The following is a 19,024-nucleotide window of genomic DNA, read 5'->3' as shown; positions in this document are numbered from 1 at the left end:
GTCTCCGGGTCTAGGATACAAGGCGGGTGTTGGCGTGCGGTGTTTTCAACAGCCAGCCCAGCAAAATGCGGTTAAAGTTCTCTGTGTCGGTCACGCTCATGGCATGGCCGCCGTACGCCATCTCTGCCAGTTCGCCGTTCGGCAGACCGGCCGCCAACTGATGTGAGCAGTGATAGGGCACCAGCAGATCGTCGCGGGAGCACAGCGCCAGGGTCGGCGTGGTGATGTCCGCCAAATGCGGACGGAAATCGGTATTCATCAGCGCATTCAGACGGCGCAGCAGGTTTTCGGTGCCCTGAAAATGCGCGGTCTGGTGCTGCAGTTCCTCATCGAGCAAGGCCTGGTGTTGCGACAGCCAGTCGGCGGGGAACAGGAACAGCGGTTGGGCACGCACGTAGGCTTCCACGCCGCTGTTGAGCAACAGATCCTGACGCACTTTGAAGCAGCGCTGGGTCTGGCTGTCCAGCGTCGGCCAACCGTTGACCACCACCAGTTTTTCGATCAACTGCGGGTGCGTGAGCGCCAATTGCAGGCCAATCATGCCGCCAAGGGCATGGCCGACGAAATAACAGCGTTCTACGCTGAGTGAATTCAGCAACTGCGCTACCTCATCGGCCATATCGGCCATGCTGTAGCCGTCCGGTACCTCACCTTTGCTGTGTGCGGTACCGAAGTGATCGTAAACCACTACCCGGAAATGCTCGCTCAGCGCGTTAATCTGCGGTTGCCAAAAACTGCCTGCGCCACCCAGCCCGGCGGAGAGTACCAGCGTGGGTGCCAGCGGTGTGTCTTTCCCCAAAATCTCAAAATACATGCTCGATCCTCAGCGAATAATGACTCAGCGGCCGATATGGGCCACGGTGGCGATTTCAATCAGGGCGTCCGACTTCACCAACCCGCACTGAATGCAGTAGCGTGCCGGTTTGTCGCCGGGGAAATACTCCGCATACACCTGATTGACGGCGGCATAGTTTTGCCAGTCGGTGAGGAAGATCGAGTTAAAGGTCACGTCGTCCATGTTGCCACCGGCGGTTTCGATCACGCTTTTGATGGTTTCCAGCACGTGGCGGGTTTGCGCCGCCGCGTCACCGACGTGTACCACGTTATTGTTTTTATCGAATGCCAGCGTGCCCGAGACGTAAACCACGCCGTCGGCCAGGGTGCCGGGCACGAAAGGGGCCAGTGGTTTGCCGGTGCCCGGCGGAGTAATGATTGTTTTTGGCATAGTGGTACTCCTGGTGAAAATTTAATATTTGGTGAATAAAAGCAAAACTCATGCCGTCTGGCTGAGTGGGGCGGCTAGCACGTCACAGAAGCTGTCAACGTCCGACACCCAGCCAAAGAAGGTTTCGATGTTGTACAGCGCCGCCTGCTGGGCGAACTGCGGCCCGGCCTGGTGAGTGGCGTCGGCCAGCACGATGCCGAAATACTCGAGGAAAAAACCGTCGCGTAGCGTGGACTCGACACAGACGTTGGTAGCGATGCCGGTAAACACCAGATGATGAATGCCATACGAGCGCAGCAGGCTGTCGAGCTGGGTGTTAAAGAAGCCGCTGTAGCGCGGTTTCGGGATCACGATATCGCCGGGCTGTGGCTGTAGTTCGTCCACCAGATCGTAATCCCAGTCGCCCTTGGCCAGCAGCTTGCCCATCAGTTCCGGGCGTTTACGCATGGTTTTCAGCGCGTTGGATTTATGCCAGTTGGGGGAACCCTGGCCGCCGGCCTCGACGTACTGGTTGTCCCAACCGTTCTGGAAGAAGATCACTTTGATACCGGCGGCACGGGCAGCGTTGATAGCGCGTTTGATGTTGGCGATCACCGGGGCGGTGGCCGAAACATCAAAACCGGCGAGATCCAGATAGCCGCCCTGCGAAGCGTAGGCATTTTGCATATCGACCACGATCAAGGCGGTTTCCTGCGGCGCAAAGGCGATAGCCTCCGGACGGGCGGGAAGGGTGACGGTGGCGCCGGCCTGCGGTGACTGACGGCGCACCACCGCTTGGTTTTCAACAATTTTCATCATGCGACCTCGCGGCTTGCAGCGGTTTGCGGGCAAACGTCGGCGCGGCTTTTCATCAGCGGCTGGATGCGTTCGCCAAAGTCTTCCACCCCTTTGACAAAGTCATCGAAGGTCAGCAGCACGCCTTCGGTACCGGGGACGGTGGCGATTTCATCCATCATGCGCGCCACGTTGGCATAGGAGCCGACCAGCGTACCCATGTTGATGTTGACGGCTGAGGTGGGATCCGCCATCTGGCGCACGTTGGTGTCGGCGCCGGATTTGGTGTCCTTGCCGCTTTGTTCGGTCAGCCAGGCCAGGGCTTCGGTATCGGCCCCCGCTTTATAGCTTTCCCATTTGGCGCGGGCGGCCTCGTCAGTTTCATCGGCAATGATCATAAACAGCACGTAGCAGGCCACGCTGCGGCCTTCGCTATCCGCCGCAATTTTCAGGCGAGCCGCCGTCGGTGCAAAGGCGGTCGGGGTGTTGACGCCCTTGCCAAAGCAGAAGTTGTAATCGGCATATTTGGCCGAGAAGGCCATGCCTGCGTCACTCTGCCCGGCGCAGATCACCTTGATGTCCGCCTGCGGCTGCGGGCTGACGCGACAGTCGTCCATCTGGAAGAACTCGCCTTTGAAATCGGATTTACCGGTGCCCCAGAGATCGCGCAGCACATTGACGTACTCCGCCAGATAGTCGTAACGGCGACCGAAGTAATCGTCACCCGGCCACATGCCCATTTGCTCGTATTCCGGTTTTTGCCAGCCGGTGACCACGTTCAGGCCAAAGCGACCGTTGGAAATGGAGTCGATGGTGGAGGCCATACGGGCGACGATCGCCGGTGGCATGGTCAACGTGGCCGCCGTGGCGTAGATCTTGATGCGTGAGGTGACGGCCGCCAGCCCGGCCATCAGGGTGAAGGATTCCAGGTTGTGGTCCCAGAACTCGGTTTTGCCGCCGAAGCCGCGCAGTTTGATCATCGACAGGGCGAAGTCGAAGTTGTAGTGCTCGGCCTTCTGCACGATGGTTTTGTTGAGTTCAAACGTCGGTTGGTACTGCGGGGCATTGCTGGAAATCAGCCAGCCGTTGTTGCCGATAGGAATAAATACGCCAATTTTCATTTGAACACCTCGGGTCTGCGAATGGGACGGTTCATGTGCTGCCTGAATGCTTCTCGCCGGACAGCGCTGGATACGACGGCTATTGCAAGTGGAGTGCCAGTTTTTAAAATGGCTTATTTATCAACAAATTGTTTTTGAGGTGTAATTTTTTTGTTGAGTGAATGGTCCAAAACAGACCATTTGGTCAAAAATGGCTGCACAAAAAACAGGCGCGACTGCGCGTTAAAGGTGCAAAGAATCACTCGGAAGGGGTAGGCAAAAGCGTGGGTTTCACCCAATGGCTTTGTTATGCTGGCTCGAATCAGGTTGCGCCAAGGAGTCGCAGTGAAGCCACAAGCCGTTAACCCCCCCACGCGCCGCTCGCGTGCGGTGGCTGCAAAACGCAGCACCATCATGGATGCGGCGCTGGAATTTTTCTCGCTGTACGGTATTCATGGCACCAGTCTGGATCAGGTGGCGGAACGCGCCGACGTCTCCAAAACCAATCTGCTGTATTACTTTCCTTCCAAAGAAGAGCTGTACGTGGCGGTGCTGAAAGGCATTCTTGAGGTGTGGCTGGCACCGCTTAAAGCGCTGCGTGCCGATCAGGAACCCTTGCAGGCCATTCGCGAATATATTCGGCTGAAGCTTGAGGTATCCCGTCATCATCCGCAGGCTTCACGGCTGTTTTGTCTGGAGATGATCCAGGGGGCACCCTTGTTGAAACTGGAGCTGCAGGGCGGATTGAAGGCGCTGGTGGACGAGAAGTCCGCCATGATCGAGCGCTGGATTGCCGAAGGCCATATCGCGGCGGTAGAGCCACACCATCTGATCTTCATGCTGTGGGCAACCACTCAGCATTACGCTGATTTTTGGGTGCAGGTGGAAGCGGTGACCGGCAAGACCCTGGACGATGAGGCGTTTTTTCAGCAGACGGTGGAGAACGTGCAGCGGGTGATTATCGAGGGTATTCGGCTGCGCTAAGCGCCAGGAGTGGGAAGGGGGATAGCGGACTATCCCCCAGCAGCATATTAAGCGGTTTTCTTCTTGCGCAGGAACACGTAGGACAGGCCGAGCACCACAAACCACAGTGGCGTGACGATCAGCGCCTGGCGGGTATCTTCGCGCAGCGTCAGCAGCACCAACACAAAGGCGAAGAACGCCATACAGACCCAGCACATCAGTTTGCCGGCCGGCATCTTGTAGATCGATTTCTGGTGCAGCGCCGGGCGTTGCTTACGGTAAACCAGATACGAGCACAGGATGATGGTCCAGACAAACATAAACAGGATCGCCGAGACGGTGGTCACCAGCGTGAAGACTGTCATCACGTTCGGGATCAGGTAAATCAGCACCACCCCACCCAACAGACAGATACAGGAGAAGGTCAGGCCATTCGCCGGTACTGCCCGCTTGGACAGGTGGGCGAACGACTTGGGTGCATCGCCTTCCTGTGCCAGACCGAACAGCATACGGCTGGTAGAGAATACGCCACTGTTGGCGGAAGAAGCGGCGGAAGTCAGTACCACAAAGTTGATCACGCTGGCTGCGGCAGGCAGGCCAATCAGCACGAACAGTTCCACGAACGGGCTCTTGTCGGCGACCACTGAACTCCATGGCGTGACCGACATAATCACGATCAGGGCGAACACGTAGAACATGATGATGCGGATAGGAATCGAGTTAATGGCGCGTGGCAGCACTTTTTCCGGATCTTTGGTTTCAGCCGCAGTGGTGCCTACCAGCTCAATGCCGACAAAGGCGAACACTGCAATCTGGAAGCCGGCGAAGAAGCCGCTGATGCCTTTCGGGAACATACCGCCGTCATTCCACAGATGTGAGAACGACGCGACGGTACCGGTAGGCGACTGGAACTGCATGGCGATCATCACCAGCCCGGCGATGATCAGCCCGACAATGGCGACGATTTTGATCATCGCGAACCAGAACTCCATCTCACCAAACATCTTCACCGTCGCCAGGTTCAGGCCCAGCAACAGCAAAATGCACAGCAACGAGGCGATCCACTGCGACAGCCCGGGGAACCAGAACTGCGCATAGGCGGTTATCGCCACCACGTCGGCAATACCGGTGACCACCCAACAGAACCAGTAGGTCCAGCCAGTGAAAAATCCGGCCCAGGGGCCGAGCAGGTCGGCGGCAAAATCGCTGAAGGATTTGTATTCCAGGTTGGAGAGCAGCAGCTCGCCCATGGCGCGCATCACGAAGAACAGCATAAAGCCGATGATCATGTACACGAAGATAATGGAAGGGCCTGCCAGGCTGATAGTTTTGCCTGAACCCATAAACAGACCTGTACCAATAGCACCGCCGATGGCGATCAGTTGAATATGTCGGTTAGTTAGGTTTCTACGTAGATGATCTTCTGATTCGGGCGACGCCTCTGCGGCTATTTTAGAGTGATCTACCATCTTATGATGTCCTGTTTTACCTGTCATGAGTGAAATAGCGAGCTCTGAAGTGGCTCTTTTTTATACGATTATCCGGTCGCGCCAGATTTAGTAAGGTAGAGCAATAACGCCACCTTTGTGCAACATGTTTACAACATTTATGCGAGGGATAAAAGTCGATTGTTCTTTACACTGCGGAGGCAAATCGGACGTCTTGGGGGCGGAAGATTACTCTGGGTTCTGGCAGATTAATAGCCCTGCTGCGGCTTATCTTATTGATAAAACAGGGTGTTAAAAATACCGCATGAGAAAAACTAATGAGTGTAAGCGTTTGACATTCAGGGGGCGGAAACAAAAACGCTAACTCCCTGGAGCGTTAGTTCAACGGGCAGAGTTGCTGACGCTTATTCAATTGATTACAGGGACGAAAGCAGCGCTTCCTATTAACTAAATCAATGTGTTATCGGTTATTTTTTCTTGATGGTTTTTTAAGATTAATACCTGATTGAGACCCACCCCACAAAAAATGCATTCCCCCGCGTGAATATTCAGTTAAGTGATCTGGCGCAAACTGAGCCTACCGACAGCCGATTTATCTCGAACTCTAAACGTAGATTTCCTACAAAATTGGTAATGGGACTTTTGGCGGGATGAACCAACGGGCTCAGCCGTACCTTAAGGCATGAATATGCTTACGTACGGTTCAGGGTGTATCAATCAGGTGAATGTGCTCACGGTTTTCATGGAATAGCCGTCGACAAAGAATACGGTAACAGTCGCGGTCGAACTCATCGGCCGGGAGACTGAGTGCTTCTGCTGCATGCAGAGAGGGGGAGGTACCAAGGTAGAACCAATTACTGATGACGTGGAAGGCCTTAAGTTGGCCCTGTCGTTCCTCGATGGCGATCCTGCCGGGGAAGGGCCAGTGCCGCACCTGGGCTTGTGTCAGGGCACCAAGCAGTCTGGTTTGGTGTGCTTGTGGGGTCTCCTTCCCGCAGCAGACTCCGGCGCACTTGCCTAACTGGTGGCGAAAACAGGGTTGTCCCGGACGGCCCTTTTCAATATCCAGATACGTCAGGCAGAGCCGTTCCCGATCGGCAATGTCGAGTAGAAAGTCGACGGCCGCCGCGCGCCGTAGAAACAGGCCGTACAAGTCCGGTGTTCGCGAGAAATCCAGCGCGTCGCTGTAGACGATACGCGTTTGAGAGTCCTGAACCTGCAAGGCACAGAGCCGACGAATTTTACGCAGTCGCTTGTTGTAAAGCGGGCTTTGTTGTTTAACCAGGGATGATTCAAGCAGTAGCGCGCCAATCTCACCCACCGTCTCGATGAAGGTGATGCGACGGGTGGCGGAAAGCAACCGAGCTTCACGTGGATTACGCAGGTGAGACTGTACCCGGCGGCGAATGTTGACGCTCTTACCGATGTATAGCGGGTGGGCACAGTTCTCCCCGTGAAAGAGATAGACCCCGCAGGTCTGCGGCAGGTTGGCGACCTCTCCGGTCAGATGTTCAGGGTATTGATACATGGACTATCAGAAACTCATGGCTTTTGGAGACGTGGCGGATCCCGCCAAAGATAATATTTTCTTATTATAAGCCGCATCAGCCTGCCGGGTAATGCCAAAATTCGCTGCAAAGCGTATTCGCTTAACTTCACGGTAGTTATCAAACAGGCCTTTGACGTTTTTCGACCCCGGTCCACAAGGTCTGTTTTTGCTTTCAGACTCCTGCTTTATCTCGTAATCTCGTAATCTCGTCATTGAGATTTGTTATTTTTTTAAGTTTTACCTATAGGGATATAGATATGCGTAAATCGCTAATAGTTGCTCTGGGCGTGATGATGCTGGCGGGGTGCTCGAAGACCCATCCAGAGATAAAGTCAGGGGCGTCTGGAGAGGGTGTTGATGATCTTTTTGCTACTTTGGAAGGCAAAACAGCGCCTGCACCTGCGGACGGGGTCAATACGTATGCCATGCAGATCATGTCTGCTATTCAAAGTCATTTGCACGATGCCGGTTTATACGTCGGTAAAGAATGCTCTTTAAGGATCACGCTGGCTCCGGATGGCATGCTTATCGGCGTCCGGGCTGAAGGTGGTGATCCTGCTCTTTGCCGCGCAGCGATAAAAGCAACCACAAACGCCCGCTTTCCCAAACCGCCGTCACAGGTTGTGTATGGTGATTTTAAAAATGCCGTATTGGTGTTTCGCCCCCAATAACCCGATGCTGGCGATTCAAAATACCCGGCTAACCCACATCAAAGCCATGGCCCAAATCCCGGCGGACAGCGCGCTGGCGCAATAAACCTGCTTGAGCGGCAGTGCAATGATACCGGCGACCAAGGGCACGGTGTAGCGCATCACCGCCAAAAAACGTGACATAAACAGCAGTGGCATGCCTTTCTTCTGCAGTGCGGTTTGTGCCCGGTGCAGAGGGGCCTGAAATCGGATCGGCAACCTTTTGAGCGATCCCCGACGGCAGAACAGCGCGCCGCAATGGAAGGATAAAACGGAGCCAAGCAGGGCGCCCAGGGTAATCGCCGCCCAAACATGGATGTCGGAAAGTACCGGTTTACCGGCAACGATACCCAGCATCAGTGTGACCGATGCTGGTGGCAGCAGCGAGGAAATGAAAATCACTGACTTGCCCAGCGAAAATAAGAAGATAATCAACAACAGGAATTCAGGTTCCGGACTGTATTTGGCGATCATTTGTGTGAGTTGTTCCATCGGCCACCTTGAAAAATTTGTCGTCAGGTGACCAGTGTCCCATTCGTAACTTCAATAAATGGTCAATTAGGTTTTATTAGCTGAATAGGTTCATCATGCTGAGAGGCCGCGACCGAGCGTCGCGCGACACTTGGTAAAACAAACAGGGAAGGTAACAATGTTAAAAGTGATTGCTGAAGATTTTATCAAGCTCGATTGCGTTGAAACGGTGATGCCGTTGTATCAGGAACTGGTGGAGAAAACCCGGCAGGAGCCGCTTTGTCTCTCCTATGAGCTGTTTATCGATCATCAGGACCCAGGGCATTTTATTTTCGTCGAGGAGTGGCCCGATCGCGCCGCGCTGGATGCACATTGCCAAACGGAACATTTCAGGCGTCTGGTGCCGTTGATTAACCAGCATCAAAGTAAACCCTGCACCTTCCTGTTTATGCAGCCATTTGCCTCGGTGAAGGGCTAAGGGAGCAAAAAAATCCCCGCAGAGCGGGGTTAATGGCTTCTCAAACACTGTCTTGTAGTGATTAAAAATTAGACTGCGAATGATTACCATTCATTCAGAATGTTCTTAAAAGGATATTGCCGCCTGACGCACCCGGTCTACCCACCTTTGTTGGTAGTCAAAGGTGGGGGCTTCGTGTCGGTTTAATCCATGGCGGACGATGGCCTTCACCGCCTGACTTGCCAGCGGATTTTTCTGCGCAATCTGCCGGGCTAGATTCAGCGACTCCTCATATGCGCTGCCCTCGCTGATGCGGGAAATGGCACCCTGTTGCCAGGCTTCCTGTGCGGTGATGATTCGGCCGGTGAGTAACCAGTCGAGAGCAATATAGGGGGAGATCCGCGCTGGCAGCCGTGAACAACCCCCTTGCGCGGCAACCAGCCCCAGCCCGGTTTCCGGGAAACTGAACTGTGCGTTACGGCTGGCGACGATCAGGTCGCAGGCCAGCGCTATCTCGAAACCGCCGCCGAAGGCGATGCCATCCACCGCGGCAATAATGACCTTGGTGAGTTGGGCATGCACCAGCCCGCCAAATCCCCCCGGTTCGACCACCGGCAGTTCACCCTGCTGGAAGGCCCTGACGTCCATGCCGGCGGAGAACACCTGCGGCAGGCCGGTCAGTACTATTACCTGAATTTGCTCATCCTGTTCGGCCCGTAGCAGATAGCCCTGGATCAGTTGCGCCATCGCCAGATTGATGGCGTTCTTTTTTTCCGGCCGGTTCAGGGTGATCACGGCAATGGCGTCATCTTGCTGATACTGCACGGGGAGTGGCTGGTCAGTCATTGGCTTTTTCTCCCTGGAAGAAGAACAGCGTCAGCAGCAGGGCGATGGCTCCCAACGGCAGGGAAAACAGCGGGAGATAAAACGCCGGCAGGCTGTACAGCGTCAGGCCACCGAGCATGCCACCCGCGGCGATGCCGGCATAGAGTACCGAGCTGTTGAGTGAAACGGTCAGCGCGCCAAAGCGCTTTGACAGTGACAATAAGTGGTGCTGGATCGGCACCAGATACATCCAGCCGGTAATGCCCCAGACCAGAAAGATTGCCAGTACCCACCAGGGGGAGCTGACGTAAAAAGTCAGCAGGAACAGAGAAACGGTTTGAATCGACACCGAAAACAGCAAAACAAACTTGCTGCCGAAGGTATCGGTGAGCAGGCCGGAAACGAAGTTGCCGATCACGGCACCGATACCGAACACCAGCAGCGCGATCGGCAAAATAGCCTCCGGGCCAAACTGGGTGTTTTTCAGCAGTACGCTCACATAGCTGTAAACAATATGCTCGGAGCAGACGGCGAAAAAGGTGATCAACAAGGTGGTCAGCACCGCTTTTTGCCGCAGCGGGGCAAGCCGTTCTTTCAGCGTATGTTTACCCGGTGCCGCGATGGCGCTCAGCGCCAGCGAAAGCCCCAGCAGTGAGACCGCGCCTAACAGGGCAATCAGCAAAAAGATTTCCCGCCAGCCAATCAACCTGGCCAGGAAGGTGCCGAAGGGAATACCGAGGGCGATGGCCAACGTCATGCCGCCGTAAACAATCGATATCGCCAGCCCGCGGCGTTTTTCCGCTACCAATCCAACCGCTGCCGCCGCGGCCTGTGGCGTATAGCAAGCCGCGCCCAGCGCCGCCAGCACGCGCCCGGCAGACATTTGCAAAAAGCTGTCGGCGTAGGCACAGACCAGATTCCCGGCGATAAATAACACCAGGGCCAACTGCAAAATATGCTTGCGGTTGAGATTACCCAGCAGCCAGGCAGTTAGCGGAGCAAACAGCATATAGGCCAGGGCAAAGATTGAGATTAACTGCCCCGCCTGCGCGGGGCTGACGGCAAAGGTGCCGGAAATCTCGTCGAGTATGCCGGCGACGATAAACGCATCGGTACCGATGGCGAAGGTGCCGGTCGCCATCAGACACAGCGTAAGAAAATGGCCGTTATAGTCCGTCAACTTCATCCCGCTCTCCGTAACTGGTTGGCGGTCCAGACTTTGCTTAATGCCGCCAGGAAATATTCCACGTCCTCATGAGTATGGGCAGAGGTCGGCGTAACGCGCAAACGCTCGCTACCGGCCGGAACCGTTGGGGCGTTCACCGGCTGTACGTAAATATCGTATTCATCGAGCAGCTGCTTGCTGATGTGCTTGTTACGGTGCGGATCGCCGACCAGTATCGGCAGAATATGGCTGTCCTCCGAGACCAGCGGAATGCCGGCGGCGCGCAGACCGGATTTCAAATGGTCGATAATCGCCAGCAGGTGTTTGCGTTGGTTGTCATGCTCCAGGTTGTATTTGAAGCTGGCCAGCGCGGCCGCCACCACCGGTGCAGGGGATGAGGTGCTGAAGACAAACGCCGGCGACCAGCTACGCACCGCCTCAACCACCACGCGGGGGGCGGCGATGTAGCCACCGGCCGCGCCGTAAGATTTGCCAAAGCCGCCCTGGATAATGGTGATTTTGTCCAACAGGCCAAGCTGTTCGGCATAGCCCAGCCCGCGATGACCGTAAACGCCGGCGGAGTGGATCTCGTCCAGATAGGTCAGCGCCTGATATTGCTCAGCCAGTTCCACAATTTGCGCCAGCGGCGCAAAGTCACCGTCCATCGAATAGAGCGACTCGAAGGCGATCAGTTTGGGCCGATGCGGATCCGCCGCCTGCAGCAGTTCAGCCAGATGCGCAACGTCATTGTGGCGGAAGATTTTTTTCTCCGCCTTGCTGTAGCGGATACCGTAAATCATCGAGGCGTGGTTCAGCTCATCGGAAAACACAATCAGATCGGGAATGGCGTCACACAGGGTGGACAATGTGGCGTCATTGGCACCGAAACCGGTGGTAAACAGCAGCGCGGACTCTTTGCCATAGGCGCTGGCCAGCAAAGTTTCCAGCTCGCTGTGGTAGATCGAGGTGCCGGAAATACTGCGTGCGCCGCAGGTGCCCAGACCGACGCGGTTTACCGCCTCAGTGGTGGCCAGAATGACTTTGGGATGATGGCTCATCGCCAGATAGTCGTTGGAGCACCAGACGTTCAGACGGCGTTCCCCATCCTGACCGTGGCTGGTGGCCCAGGGTTTATCCAACACGCTGCGTTCCAGATTAAGGAACTCACGGAACCGGCCCTGTTTTTTGGTTTCGGCCAGTTTTTCTTCAAGAATGTTCAATACGCTCATACGAAGTTCCTTGCATTAGAGGGCTTTAATAACTAATGAAACACCCTGGCCGACACCGACACACATTGTCACCAGCGCATTGTTTAATTGCCGGGCATGTAGCTCCAGCGCGCTGGAAAGCACCAGCCGCGCGCCGGACATGCCCAACGGATGCCCGAGGGCGATGGCGCCACCGTTCGGATTGACCCGCGTATCGTTGAAGTCGATACGCCAGCCTTGCAGCGTCGCCAGTACCTGTGCGGCAAACGCCTCATTAATTTCAATCACGTCAAAATCATTCAGGGTAAAGCCGGTTCGTGCCAGCAGCCGGTCAGTAGCGGCGAGCGGCCCAATGCCCATCAGTGAAGGGGCGACGCCGGCGCTGGCGCTGTCGCCAATCTCGGCCAGCGGTTGCAGCGACTTGCTTTTCACATAGCGGCCGCTGGCCAGCAGCAACACCGCGGTACCGTCATTGATGCCGGAGGCATTACCGGCGGTGACCGAACCCTCGGCGGTAAAGGCCGGCTTCAGCGCCTGCAATTTTTGCAGCGTGGTCTGTCGTGGGAACTCATCCTGTTCGAAGGTTTTGCGGGTTTTACGATCGGCCTGCACCTCAAGCGGTGTTATCTCCCTGGCTAAACGGCCATTTTCAATCGCCCGCCAGGCCTTCTGCTGCGAGGCCAGGGCAAAGGCATCCTGATCTTCGCGGGAAATCCTGTACTGCTGCGCGACGTTCTCCGCCGTTATGCCCAGCGGATCGCTGCCATAGCGCTGCGCCAACTGCGGATTGACAAAACGCCAGCCCAGCGTGGTGTCGTACAGTTTGACTCCCTTGTCGAAAGCCGTTTCGCTTTTGCCCATCACGTAGGGCGCGCGGCTCATGCTCTCCACACCACCGGCCAGCACCAGATCGCTGAGGCCGCTTTTTATTTTTGCACTGGCGTAGATCACCGCATCCAGCCCGGAAGCGCACAGGCGGTTAAGGGTAATCGCCGGCACTGCCTGATCCAGGCCGGAAAGCAGCGCCGCCATGCGGGCAACGTTGCGGTTGTCTTCACCGGCCTGATTGGCGCAGCCGAGGATCACTTCATCAATATCCGGCTCGGTTTCAGGATGCCGTTGCAGCAGCGCCCGGATAATAGAGGCCGCCATGTCGTCCGGACGGGTTAACGCCAGGCTGCCACCATAGGCACCGATTGCCGTGCGGGTGCCGTCGATCAGATAGACCCCATCGTCTTTAATCGTCATCATTTTTCCTTACGGCGCGACGGCCAGTTCGGGCCGGGGGGCATTCAGCAATGAGTAATGCGGGTAATAGCGGGCGGAATGCAGCAGTTGCGCCATATTATCCAGCGTTGATTTCACGTTTTTTTGCCCGAGCTGCGTCAGCCAGGCAAAGATGCCATCGGCATAGTTAACGCCCGCCACGGCGGCAATATCGATATCTGCCCGGCTGCAAACCCCGCTCTCCACCATGATCACCGACTCATTGATCAGACTGCTCAGAACCCGGGCGACGATCAGGCCTGGAGAGTCTTTAATAAACTCCACCTGCGGGATCAACGTTTGCAGCAGCGACAGAAACAGCGCTTTATTGGCCTCGGCGGCGTCCTGATTGTGGGCGGCCACCAGATAGGCGGTATCGCTGTAATTCAGTGCGGCGTCGATCACAAAGGTGTCGAGATCGGTCAATTCAGCGAGCAGATTGGCGGTGCGACCATCGGTGATTTTGACGGCCAATGCGTCATTCACCCGGATAAAGCGTCCCAGCGTCGGCCGTTCCGGCTGGTGAATAATCTGCAGCGTTGGCCAGATAGCCAAGGCGCGCTGTTGCAGCAGGTCAAACAGGGTATGTTCGCCATAAAAATGCAGGGAAGTCAGCGTGCCGTTGCCTGCGTCGAGGGGGTTCGATTCGGAAGAAGGGGCAGCAAAAAAGGATCGGCCGTTTTTCTTCCCCAACAACCCGGCATCCACCAGCGAACGTTGCAAATGGCCGGGGGTATAGCGAGGGTCGTACTGCATGTCCTGCCAAATCTGGCTGCTGACCTGATAGTTAATATCCTGGCCGATAAAGTCGGTCAGCTCTAAAGGGCCCATGCGAAAGTGGCCACCGGCCTTGAGGGCGCGGTCGATCTGCGGTGCCAATGCTACGTTTTCTTCCAACAGCCGGAATCCTTCCAGATAAAAAGGCCGTGCCATCCGGTTGACGATAAAACCCGGCGTGGCTTTGCAGACCACAAACTGTTTGCCTAGCGCCGTCACCAACTGCTGGCAGCGCAGGCTGGTGGCCCGGCTGGTAAAATAGGACGGAATAATCTCGATCAGTTTCATCAGCGGGGCCGGATTGAAGAAGTGCAGGCCGATAAAACGGGCGTTGTTTTCGACGCCTGCCGCCAGCTTATTCAACGACAGCGATGAGGTGTTGGTGGCGATAATGGCCTCTTGTTTCACCGTGGCCGCAATCGCCGCGAGGATTTCATGCTTGGTGGTCTCATGCTCCGCGATGGTTTCAATCACCAGGTCGCTGTCGGCGATAGCGTCGAAAATGGGAGAGAAAACCAGGTTGGCCAATACTTCGCCTTTTTTCTGTTGGCTTATTTTCCCGTTGTCTATTTTCTTATCCAGGTCACGGATAATATAGTCGCGGGCCTGATCCAGATTATTACCGCTACGATTATAAAGCAGGGTTCGTATGCCGTTCTGCGCCAGAAGATAGGCAATACCTCTGCCCATGGTTCCGGCACCAATAACAGCGACCGAATGGATTGCCGAATTATTCTCTGCCATAAAAATCCCCGTGAGTATTTTTCTGCCTTGCGAAATTCGCAATTGCTTATTATTTATTCGGATTTAAAAAGCACCAGGTGCCTATGGCGAAGGTAATGGGCGGCGCTGTCAGTGTCTAACGGTAGAAGTGACAGGTTTACAATAAATCGGCTTTATGTTATTCGCGTAATTTCTGGAATTAACGCCATTTAAAGGGCGTTATTTATTCATAATCGAGGGGGAATAGCTGTTTTTGTTATAGCCATGGAATTTTTTATACTATGAAACGGCTGTTGTCACCCTGAGCCCTCCACTATAGTTAATCTTACTTATCGATAACCCGGTGCGGCTTTCTGGAGAACCTGTTTTATGGACACCCACCTTCAGCCTTTGATGGAAGCCTTACTGACCCGTCTGCCAGATCGCGAGGCTTTTTTAAGCCAACTGGAACCTTGTGCCCAGGCGTTGGGTTTTGAATACTTTTCTTACACGGTCTTTTCCTGCTACCCGGCCAGCCGCCCCAAAATGCTGATAGAGGGGAATTTCCCCGAGTCCTACCTGGAGGACTACCGCAAGCTGCGGGTCTACCTGCAGGATCCGGTGATTGAGCAGGCCCATCACTCTACGCTGCAATTTCATTGGGATGAACGCTTCTACCAGGACAAGCCGGAGCTGTGGTGGCGCATGGCGCAGTTTGGCATCCGTGAAGGCTGGTCGCAGTCAATCAAGGATTGCTATGGCCGGCTGGGGATCCTCACCTTTGCCGGCAAAAGTATTCCCGTTCAGTCACCACAGGCCAGCGCACGTAACGAAACTTTCTTCTTGTGGCTGGCGCAGATTGTTCATAAAACGCTGCGTGAAGCATTAATATCGGTGAACGACGAGGCGATCAAAGATGTGCTGACACTGCGCGAGAAGGATATTTTACGTTGGTGCAGCGAAGGTAAAACCTCAGAAGAAACCGCTCTGTTAATGGGGCTGAGTGAGCGTACAGTGAATTTCCACATTGGTAATTCGATTAAAAAGCTGTCGGTGGCCAATAAAACTGCCGCCACGGCGAAAGCGGTGTATTTACAGCTTATTTAACCCGGTTTGAAATAATTAAGCGGCTAGCCGTTAGACATGTGACGTTTATATTTTGTTAAATAAGGAATTATCCTAACCAGTATTTACCGCCGATCACAAAAGCGCGAGAAAGCGGTTCACCCTTATCCTTCCCGGCAGTACCCTGTAGTCACCAAGGTGACATAGAAGGGATGTGATATGTACAAGACCATATTAGTGCCGATAGATATTGAAGAAGATCTGTTGACCGAGCATGCGCTGGAACATGTTGAGTACCTGGCGAAAATATCCGGTGCCAAAGTGCATTTCTTCCATGCGTTGCCGGATGCCTCGGCATTCGTTACCGCTTATTCTTTCGGTATCAAGGAGTTTGAGAATCAGGCGGAAGTGAAGGCGGTGGATAAACTCAAGAAGATCATGTCAGAAATCGACATTCCGCTGGATCGCCTGGATTACACCGTCAGCTTTGGTTCACCGCGCGATGAAGTGCTGGTGCTGGCAGAGGAAATCGAGGCCGATCTGATCATCATCGGCTCACGCCGCCCGAGTGTGAAAACCTACCTGCTGGGCTCCAACGCCGCAGCCATTGTGCGTCACGCCAATATCTCGGTGATGGTGGTCAGGTAATCTTTTAGACGTAGCTTAGGTGAGAGTCCCCCTCTCCCACAGGAGAGGGGGACTATTAGCGGCAGAGAGCCACAATCTCGTCATACAGCGTCTGCGGTAAGCTAATACCGTGCTGCTCGCTGTACTGCCGCCGCTGAAAACGCCGTTCTCCCGGAATACGCGCCCCTTGCTCGCTCATATCCGCAAATAAGGCTTCCGCCCTGGCCAAATGCAGCGCTTTGTCCGCCCCCAGGAAACGATCGGGATCCATCGCGATGATCAGCTCGCCACCGTAAGGGGAGGAGCCGGTTTGCCGATCGTAGGCCAGCGATTCCTTACTGGTCATATCGCCAATCAACGGCCCGGCGATCAGCTCAACCATGGCCGCCAGCGCCGACCCCTTATGACCGCCAAAGGTCAGCATTGCACCCTGCAACACGCTGGCGGCATCGGTAGAAGGTTCCCCCTGTTGATCGATGCCCCAACCCGGCGGCAGTGGTGTCCCTGCGCGGCGATGCAGCTCAATCTCGCCGCGTGCCGCCGCGCTGGTGGCCATATCGAAAATAAAGGGTGGAAGCTGCGGACGCGGCCAGCCGAAGGCAATCGGATTGGTGCCAAACAGCGGCCGGGTTCCCCCCGCCGGCGTCACCCAGGCATGGCTCGGAGTACAGGCCAGTGCCACCAATCCCCGATCGGTCAGGGGCTCGATATCGGCCCACAGCGCGGAGTAATGTACGCAGTGATTAATCGCCAACGCGGCGATGCCGTTAGTGCGCACCTTATCAATAAACGCCGGTAGCGCGGTACGGTAGGCCAGCAGCGAAAAGGCGTCGTGGGCATCTACCCGCAGGATGGCCGGGGCTTGATCGACCAGCGTCGGGCGCGCATCGGCGGACACCTTGCCGGCCAGCAGCGAGCGCACGCAGCCAAGCACCCGGTACAGACCGTGCGATGCGCAGCCGTCGCGTTCACCGGCCGTCACATTCTGCGCAACGGCATCGGCATGTTCGGCGCTGAAACCGTTGCTGCGCAGTGCGCGGAGCGCAAGATCATAGGCCTCTTTCAAGCTCAGGCTCTGGGTTTGTGTCATCAGCTATCTCCTTTGCGGTTACTCTTCTTCATCACCGGCAAAATTCGCCTGAGGTAAACAGGTATAGGCGCCCCAGTAATAGATTGCCAACGCAATGACCGCCACCGTGATGGTGTCCCACGGGTGGCCAATGGCATTAATGCCACCAAAACTGCCGAGGTAGGACGCGGCAATGATCAAGGCGTAGAAGGCAATCAGCCACAGCGACGACCAAATCTGTTGCTTCAGGCTGACGGCGTGGGTCGGTACCTTATTTTTGAACAGGATATAAACCACAAACATCAGGATCTGCAGGCCGAGCAGCCAGGACACGGTATTCCAGCCGGACCAGTATACGATCAGCGCTGAAATGATAAATGATACCGGCCCGAGTACGCAGAACCCGCGCACGAAGAAGGGACGCGGCAGATCCGGCGCATTGCGCCGCAGACCGGCAGCGGTGACCGGTGCAATGGCGTAACTCAGCACCAGCGCGGCGGAGACTACACCGATCAGCTTCTCCCAGGAGGGGAAGGGCAGCGTCCAGAAGATCGACAGTGCAAAGGTCAGCCACAGTGCAGGGCGTGGAATACCGGATTCACCGTCGACGCGGGTAAAGATCTTGAAGAAGGTACCTGCACGGGCCCAGCCGTACACCACGCGTGGGGTGGCGTTCATGTAAATATTGCCGGTGCCGCTCGGTGAGATAATCGCATCGCTCACCACCAGAAACGCCAGCCAGCCCATACCCAGGGTGATGGCGATGTCACGATAAGGCAGGGAAAATTGCTGGCTGATACCGGCCCAACCGCCACTCAGCATTTCGCTGGGAATACTGCCTAGGAAGGCCACCTGCAACAGCACGTAAATGATGGTGGACAACACCACCGACAGGATCAGCGCGATAGGAATGGTGCGCTGCGGATTTTGCACCTCGCTGGCGACCGAGATGATCGGCGTCAGACCCAGATAGGCGAAGATAATCCCCCCGGCGGAAATGGCCGCTTCCACCCCGGCGGAGCCAAAGGGCGCAAACCCCTGACTGTGCAGATTTTCGGGTTTGAAGAAGCTGAACAGCACCACAATCACCAGCAGGGGTACCACGAATTTAATCACGCTGATCAGATTGTTGGATTTGGCAAAAGTTTTGACGCTGTAGTAATTCAGGGCGAAGAAAAAGCACAGCAGCAGGAGCTGGACCAGCCAGCCGATCAGCGTCGGGTTACCGGAGCCGGGCTGGCTCAGAAAGGGAAACCAGGCGGCGGCGTACTGGCGGGCCGCGACGATCTCAATCGATATCAGGCTGGAGAAGGCGATCAGGGTAATAAACCCCAGCAGATAGCCCATCAGTTCGCCGTGGGAGAACACCGGGTAGCGGATAATGCCGCCGGCACGGGGCAGCGCCGCACCCAGTTCACAGTAAACAATGCCCAGCAACAGCACGGCTAAACCGCCGATCAGCCAGGAGTAGATGCCGGCGGGACCGGCGATGGAAGAGACGTGGCTGGCAGCGAACAGCCAGCCGGAACCAAAAATTGCGCCCAGGCCGATAAACGTCAAATCGGTGAGCGTAAGCTGCTTCTTGAATTTGCCTTGGGTTGTCATGGGTTTACCCTTTTGTTATTAGGTGGCATGCAGATGCGG

At 55.6% G+C, this 19,024-nt stretch carries 19 protein-coding genes; 5 read left to right on the top strand and 14 right to left on the bottom strand.

Annotated features, from left to right (window positions below):
- Positions 1–10 precede the first annotated feature (10 nt).
- The 4 genes from rutD to rutA are packed head-to-tail and all read right to left on the bottom strand — an operon-like array spanning position 11 to position 3,120.
- Complete coding sequence (gene rutD / locus BEI65_RS00785) at positions 11–814, bottom strand: pyrimidine utilization protein D (protein WP_099061684.1); 804 nt, start codon at positions 812–814, stop codon at positions 11–13.
- 24 nt (positions 815–838) lie between these two features.
- Positions 839–1,225: a pyrimidine utilization protein C gene (rutC, locus tag BEI65_RS00780; protein WP_099061683.1), complete on the bottom strand. Its 387-nt coding sequence runs from the start codon at positions 1,223–1,225 to the stop codon at positions 839–841.
- 48 nt (positions 1,226–1,273) lie between these two features.
- Positions 1,274–2,020 carry a pyrimidine utilization protein B gene (gene rutB / locus BEI65_RS00775; RefSeq protein WP_099061817.1) on the bottom strand — a complete coding sequence of 249 codons (747 nt, stop codon included), beginning with the start codon at positions 2,018–2,020 and terminating at the stop codon, positions 1,274–1,276.
- The gene (rutA, locus tag BEI65_RS00770; protein ID WP_085116164.1) at positions 2,020–3,120 is read right to left on the bottom strand and encodes a pyrimidine utilization protein A; all 1,101 of its coding nucleotides are present in this window, start codon (positions 3,118–3,120) and stop codon (positions 2,020–2,022) included. Before rutA ends, rutB begins: the two co-directional genes overlap by 1 nt.
- 288 nt (positions 3,121–3,408) lie before the next feature.
- Here rutA and rutR point away from each other — a divergent pair, with 288 nt between their 5' ends.
- A complete protein-coding gene (gene rutR, locus BEI65_RS00765) occupies positions 3,409–4,083 on the top strand; it encodes an HTH-type transcriptional regulator RutR (RefSeq protein WP_099061682.1) in 675 nt (224 codons plus the stop codon).
- Positions 4,084–4,130: 47 nt separating this feature from the next.
- Here the strand turns inward: rutR and cycA are convergent, their stop codons facing one another.
- Both cycA and BEI65_RS00755 read right to left on the bottom strand, forming a co-directional pair.
- Positions 4,131–5,531 carry a D-serine/D-alanine/glycine transporter gene (cycA, locus tag BEI65_RS00760; protein ID WP_099061681.1) on the bottom strand — a complete coding sequence of 467 codons (1,401 nt, stop codon included), beginning with the start codon at positions 5,529–5,531 and terminating at the stop codon, positions 4,131–4,133.
- 682 nt (positions 5,532–6,213) lie between these two features.
- Complete coding sequence (locus tag BEI65_RS00755) at positions 6,214–7,038, bottom strand: endonuclease (protein ID WP_099061680.1); 825 nt, start codon at positions 7,036–7,038, stop codon at positions 6,214–6,216.
- Between the two features lie 278 nt (positions 7,039–7,316).
- Here BEI65_RS00755 and tolA point away from each other — a divergent pair, with 278 nt between their 5' ends.
- Positions 7,317–7,730: a cell envelope integrity protein TolA gene (tolA, locus tag BEI65_RS00750; protein WP_099061679.1), complete on the top strand. Its 414-nt coding sequence runs from the start codon at positions 7,317–7,319 to the stop codon at positions 7,728–7,730.
- A 15-nt stretch (positions 7,731–7,745) separates the two neighbouring features.
- Here tolA and BEI65_RS00745 read toward each other — a convergent pair whose 3' ends face one another.
- Complete coding sequence (locus tag BEI65_RS00745; RefSeq protein ID WP_099061678.1) at positions 7,746–8,240, bottom strand: DedA family protein; 495 nt, start codon at positions 8,238–8,240, stop codon at positions 7,746–7,748.
- A gap of 157 nt (positions 8,241–8,397) precedes the next feature.
- On the opposite strand from BEI65_RS00745, the gene BEI65_RS00740 reads away from it, so the two are divergent.
- Positions 8,398–8,697 carry a putative quinol monooxygenase gene (locus BEI65_RS00740; RefSeq protein ID WP_099061677.1) on the top strand — a complete coding sequence of 100 codons (300 nt, stop codon included), beginning with the start codon at positions 8,398–8,400 and terminating at the stop codon, positions 8,695–8,697.
- A gap of 105 nt (positions 8,698–8,802) precedes the next feature.
- Here BEI65_RS00740 and BEI65_RS00735 read toward each other — a convergent pair whose 3' ends face one another.
- Genes BEI65_RS00735 through BEI65_RS00715 form a run of 5 tightly spaced genes read right to left on the bottom strand, consistent with a single transcriptional unit; the run spans position 8,803 to position 14,661 of the window.
- Positions 8,803–9,522 carry an enoyl-CoA hydratase-related protein gene (locus tag BEI65_RS00735; protein WP_099061676.1) on the bottom strand — a complete coding sequence of 240 codons (720 nt, stop codon included), beginning with the start codon at positions 9,520–9,522 and terminating at the stop codon, positions 8,803–8,805.
- The gene (locus tag BEI65_RS00730; protein ID WP_099061675.1) at positions 9,515–10,687 is read right to left on the bottom strand and encodes an MFS transporter; all 1,173 of its coding nucleotides are present in this window, start codon (positions 10,685–10,687) and stop codon (positions 9,515–9,517) included. The genes BEI65_RS00735 and BEI65_RS00730 overlap by 8 nt, the downstream gene beginning before the upstream one ends.
- Positions 10,684–11,895 (bottom strand): 5-aminolevulinate synthase, encoded by a 1,212-nt coding sequence (hemA, locus tag BEI65_RS00725; RefSeq protein ID WP_099061674.1) that lies wholly within the window; start codon positions 11,893–11,895, stop codon positions 10,684–10,686. The genes BEI65_RS00730 and hemA overlap by 4 nt, the downstream gene beginning before the upstream one ends.
- Before the next feature lie 15 nt (positions 11,896–11,910).
- Positions 11,911–13,122: an acetyl-CoA C-acyltransferase gene (locus BEI65_RS00720; protein ID WP_099061673.1), complete on the bottom strand. Its 1,212-nt coding sequence runs from the start codon at positions 13,120–13,122 to the stop codon at positions 11,911–11,913.
- Between the two features lie 9 nt (positions 13,123–13,131).
- On the bottom strand, positions 13,132–14,661 hold the full coding sequence (locus BEI65_RS00715; RefSeq protein WP_099061672.1) for a 3-hydroxyacyl-CoA dehydrogenase NAD-binding domain-containing protein: 1,530 nt from the start codon (positions 14,659–14,661) through the stop codon (positions 13,132–13,134).
- Between the two features lie 348 nt (positions 14,662–15,009).
- Here BEI65_RS00715 and BEI65_RS00710 point away from each other — a divergent pair, with 348 nt between their 5' ends.
- Together BEI65_RS00710 and BEI65_RS00705 are read left to right on the top strand one after the other, a co-directional pair.
- The gene (locus BEI65_RS00710) at positions 15,010–15,726 is read left to right on the top strand and encodes an autoinducer binding domain-containing protein (RefSeq protein WP_099061671.1); all 717 of its coding nucleotides are present in this window, start codon (positions 15,010–15,012) and stop codon (positions 15,724–15,726) included.
- Between the two features lie 177 nt (positions 15,727–15,903).
- Positions 15,904–16,332, top strand: a complete 429-nt coding sequence (locus BEI65_RS00705; protein ID WP_085116177.1) for a universal stress protein — start codon at positions 15,904–15,906, stop codon at positions 16,330–16,332.
- Between the two features lie 55 nt (positions 16,333–16,387).
- Here BEI65_RS00705 and BEI65_RS00700 read toward each other — a convergent pair whose 3' ends face one another.
- On the bottom strand, positions 16,388–17,401 hold the full coding sequence (locus BEI65_RS00700; protein WP_099061670.1) for an Ldh family oxidoreductase: 1,014 nt from the start codon (positions 17,399–17,401) through the stop codon (positions 16,388–16,390).
- Positions 17,402–17,419: 18 nt separating this feature from the next.
- Entirely contained in the window at positions 17,420–18,985 is a 1,566-nt protein-coding gene (locus BEI65_RS00695) for an APC family permease (protein ID WP_099061669.1), read from the bottom strand.
- Between the last annotated feature and the right edge of the window lie 39 nt (positions 18,986–19,024).

Origin of the sequence: Serratia sp. BW106 (genome assembly GCF_002607755.1) — a bacterium.
Taxonomy (GTDB): domain Bacteria; phylum Pseudomonadota; class Gammaproteobacteria; order Enterobacterales; family Enterobacteriaceae; genus Serratia; species Serratia proteamaculans.
Note: the sequence above shows the minus strand (reverse complement) of the source record. Positions and strands in the feature narration are given on the sequence as shown.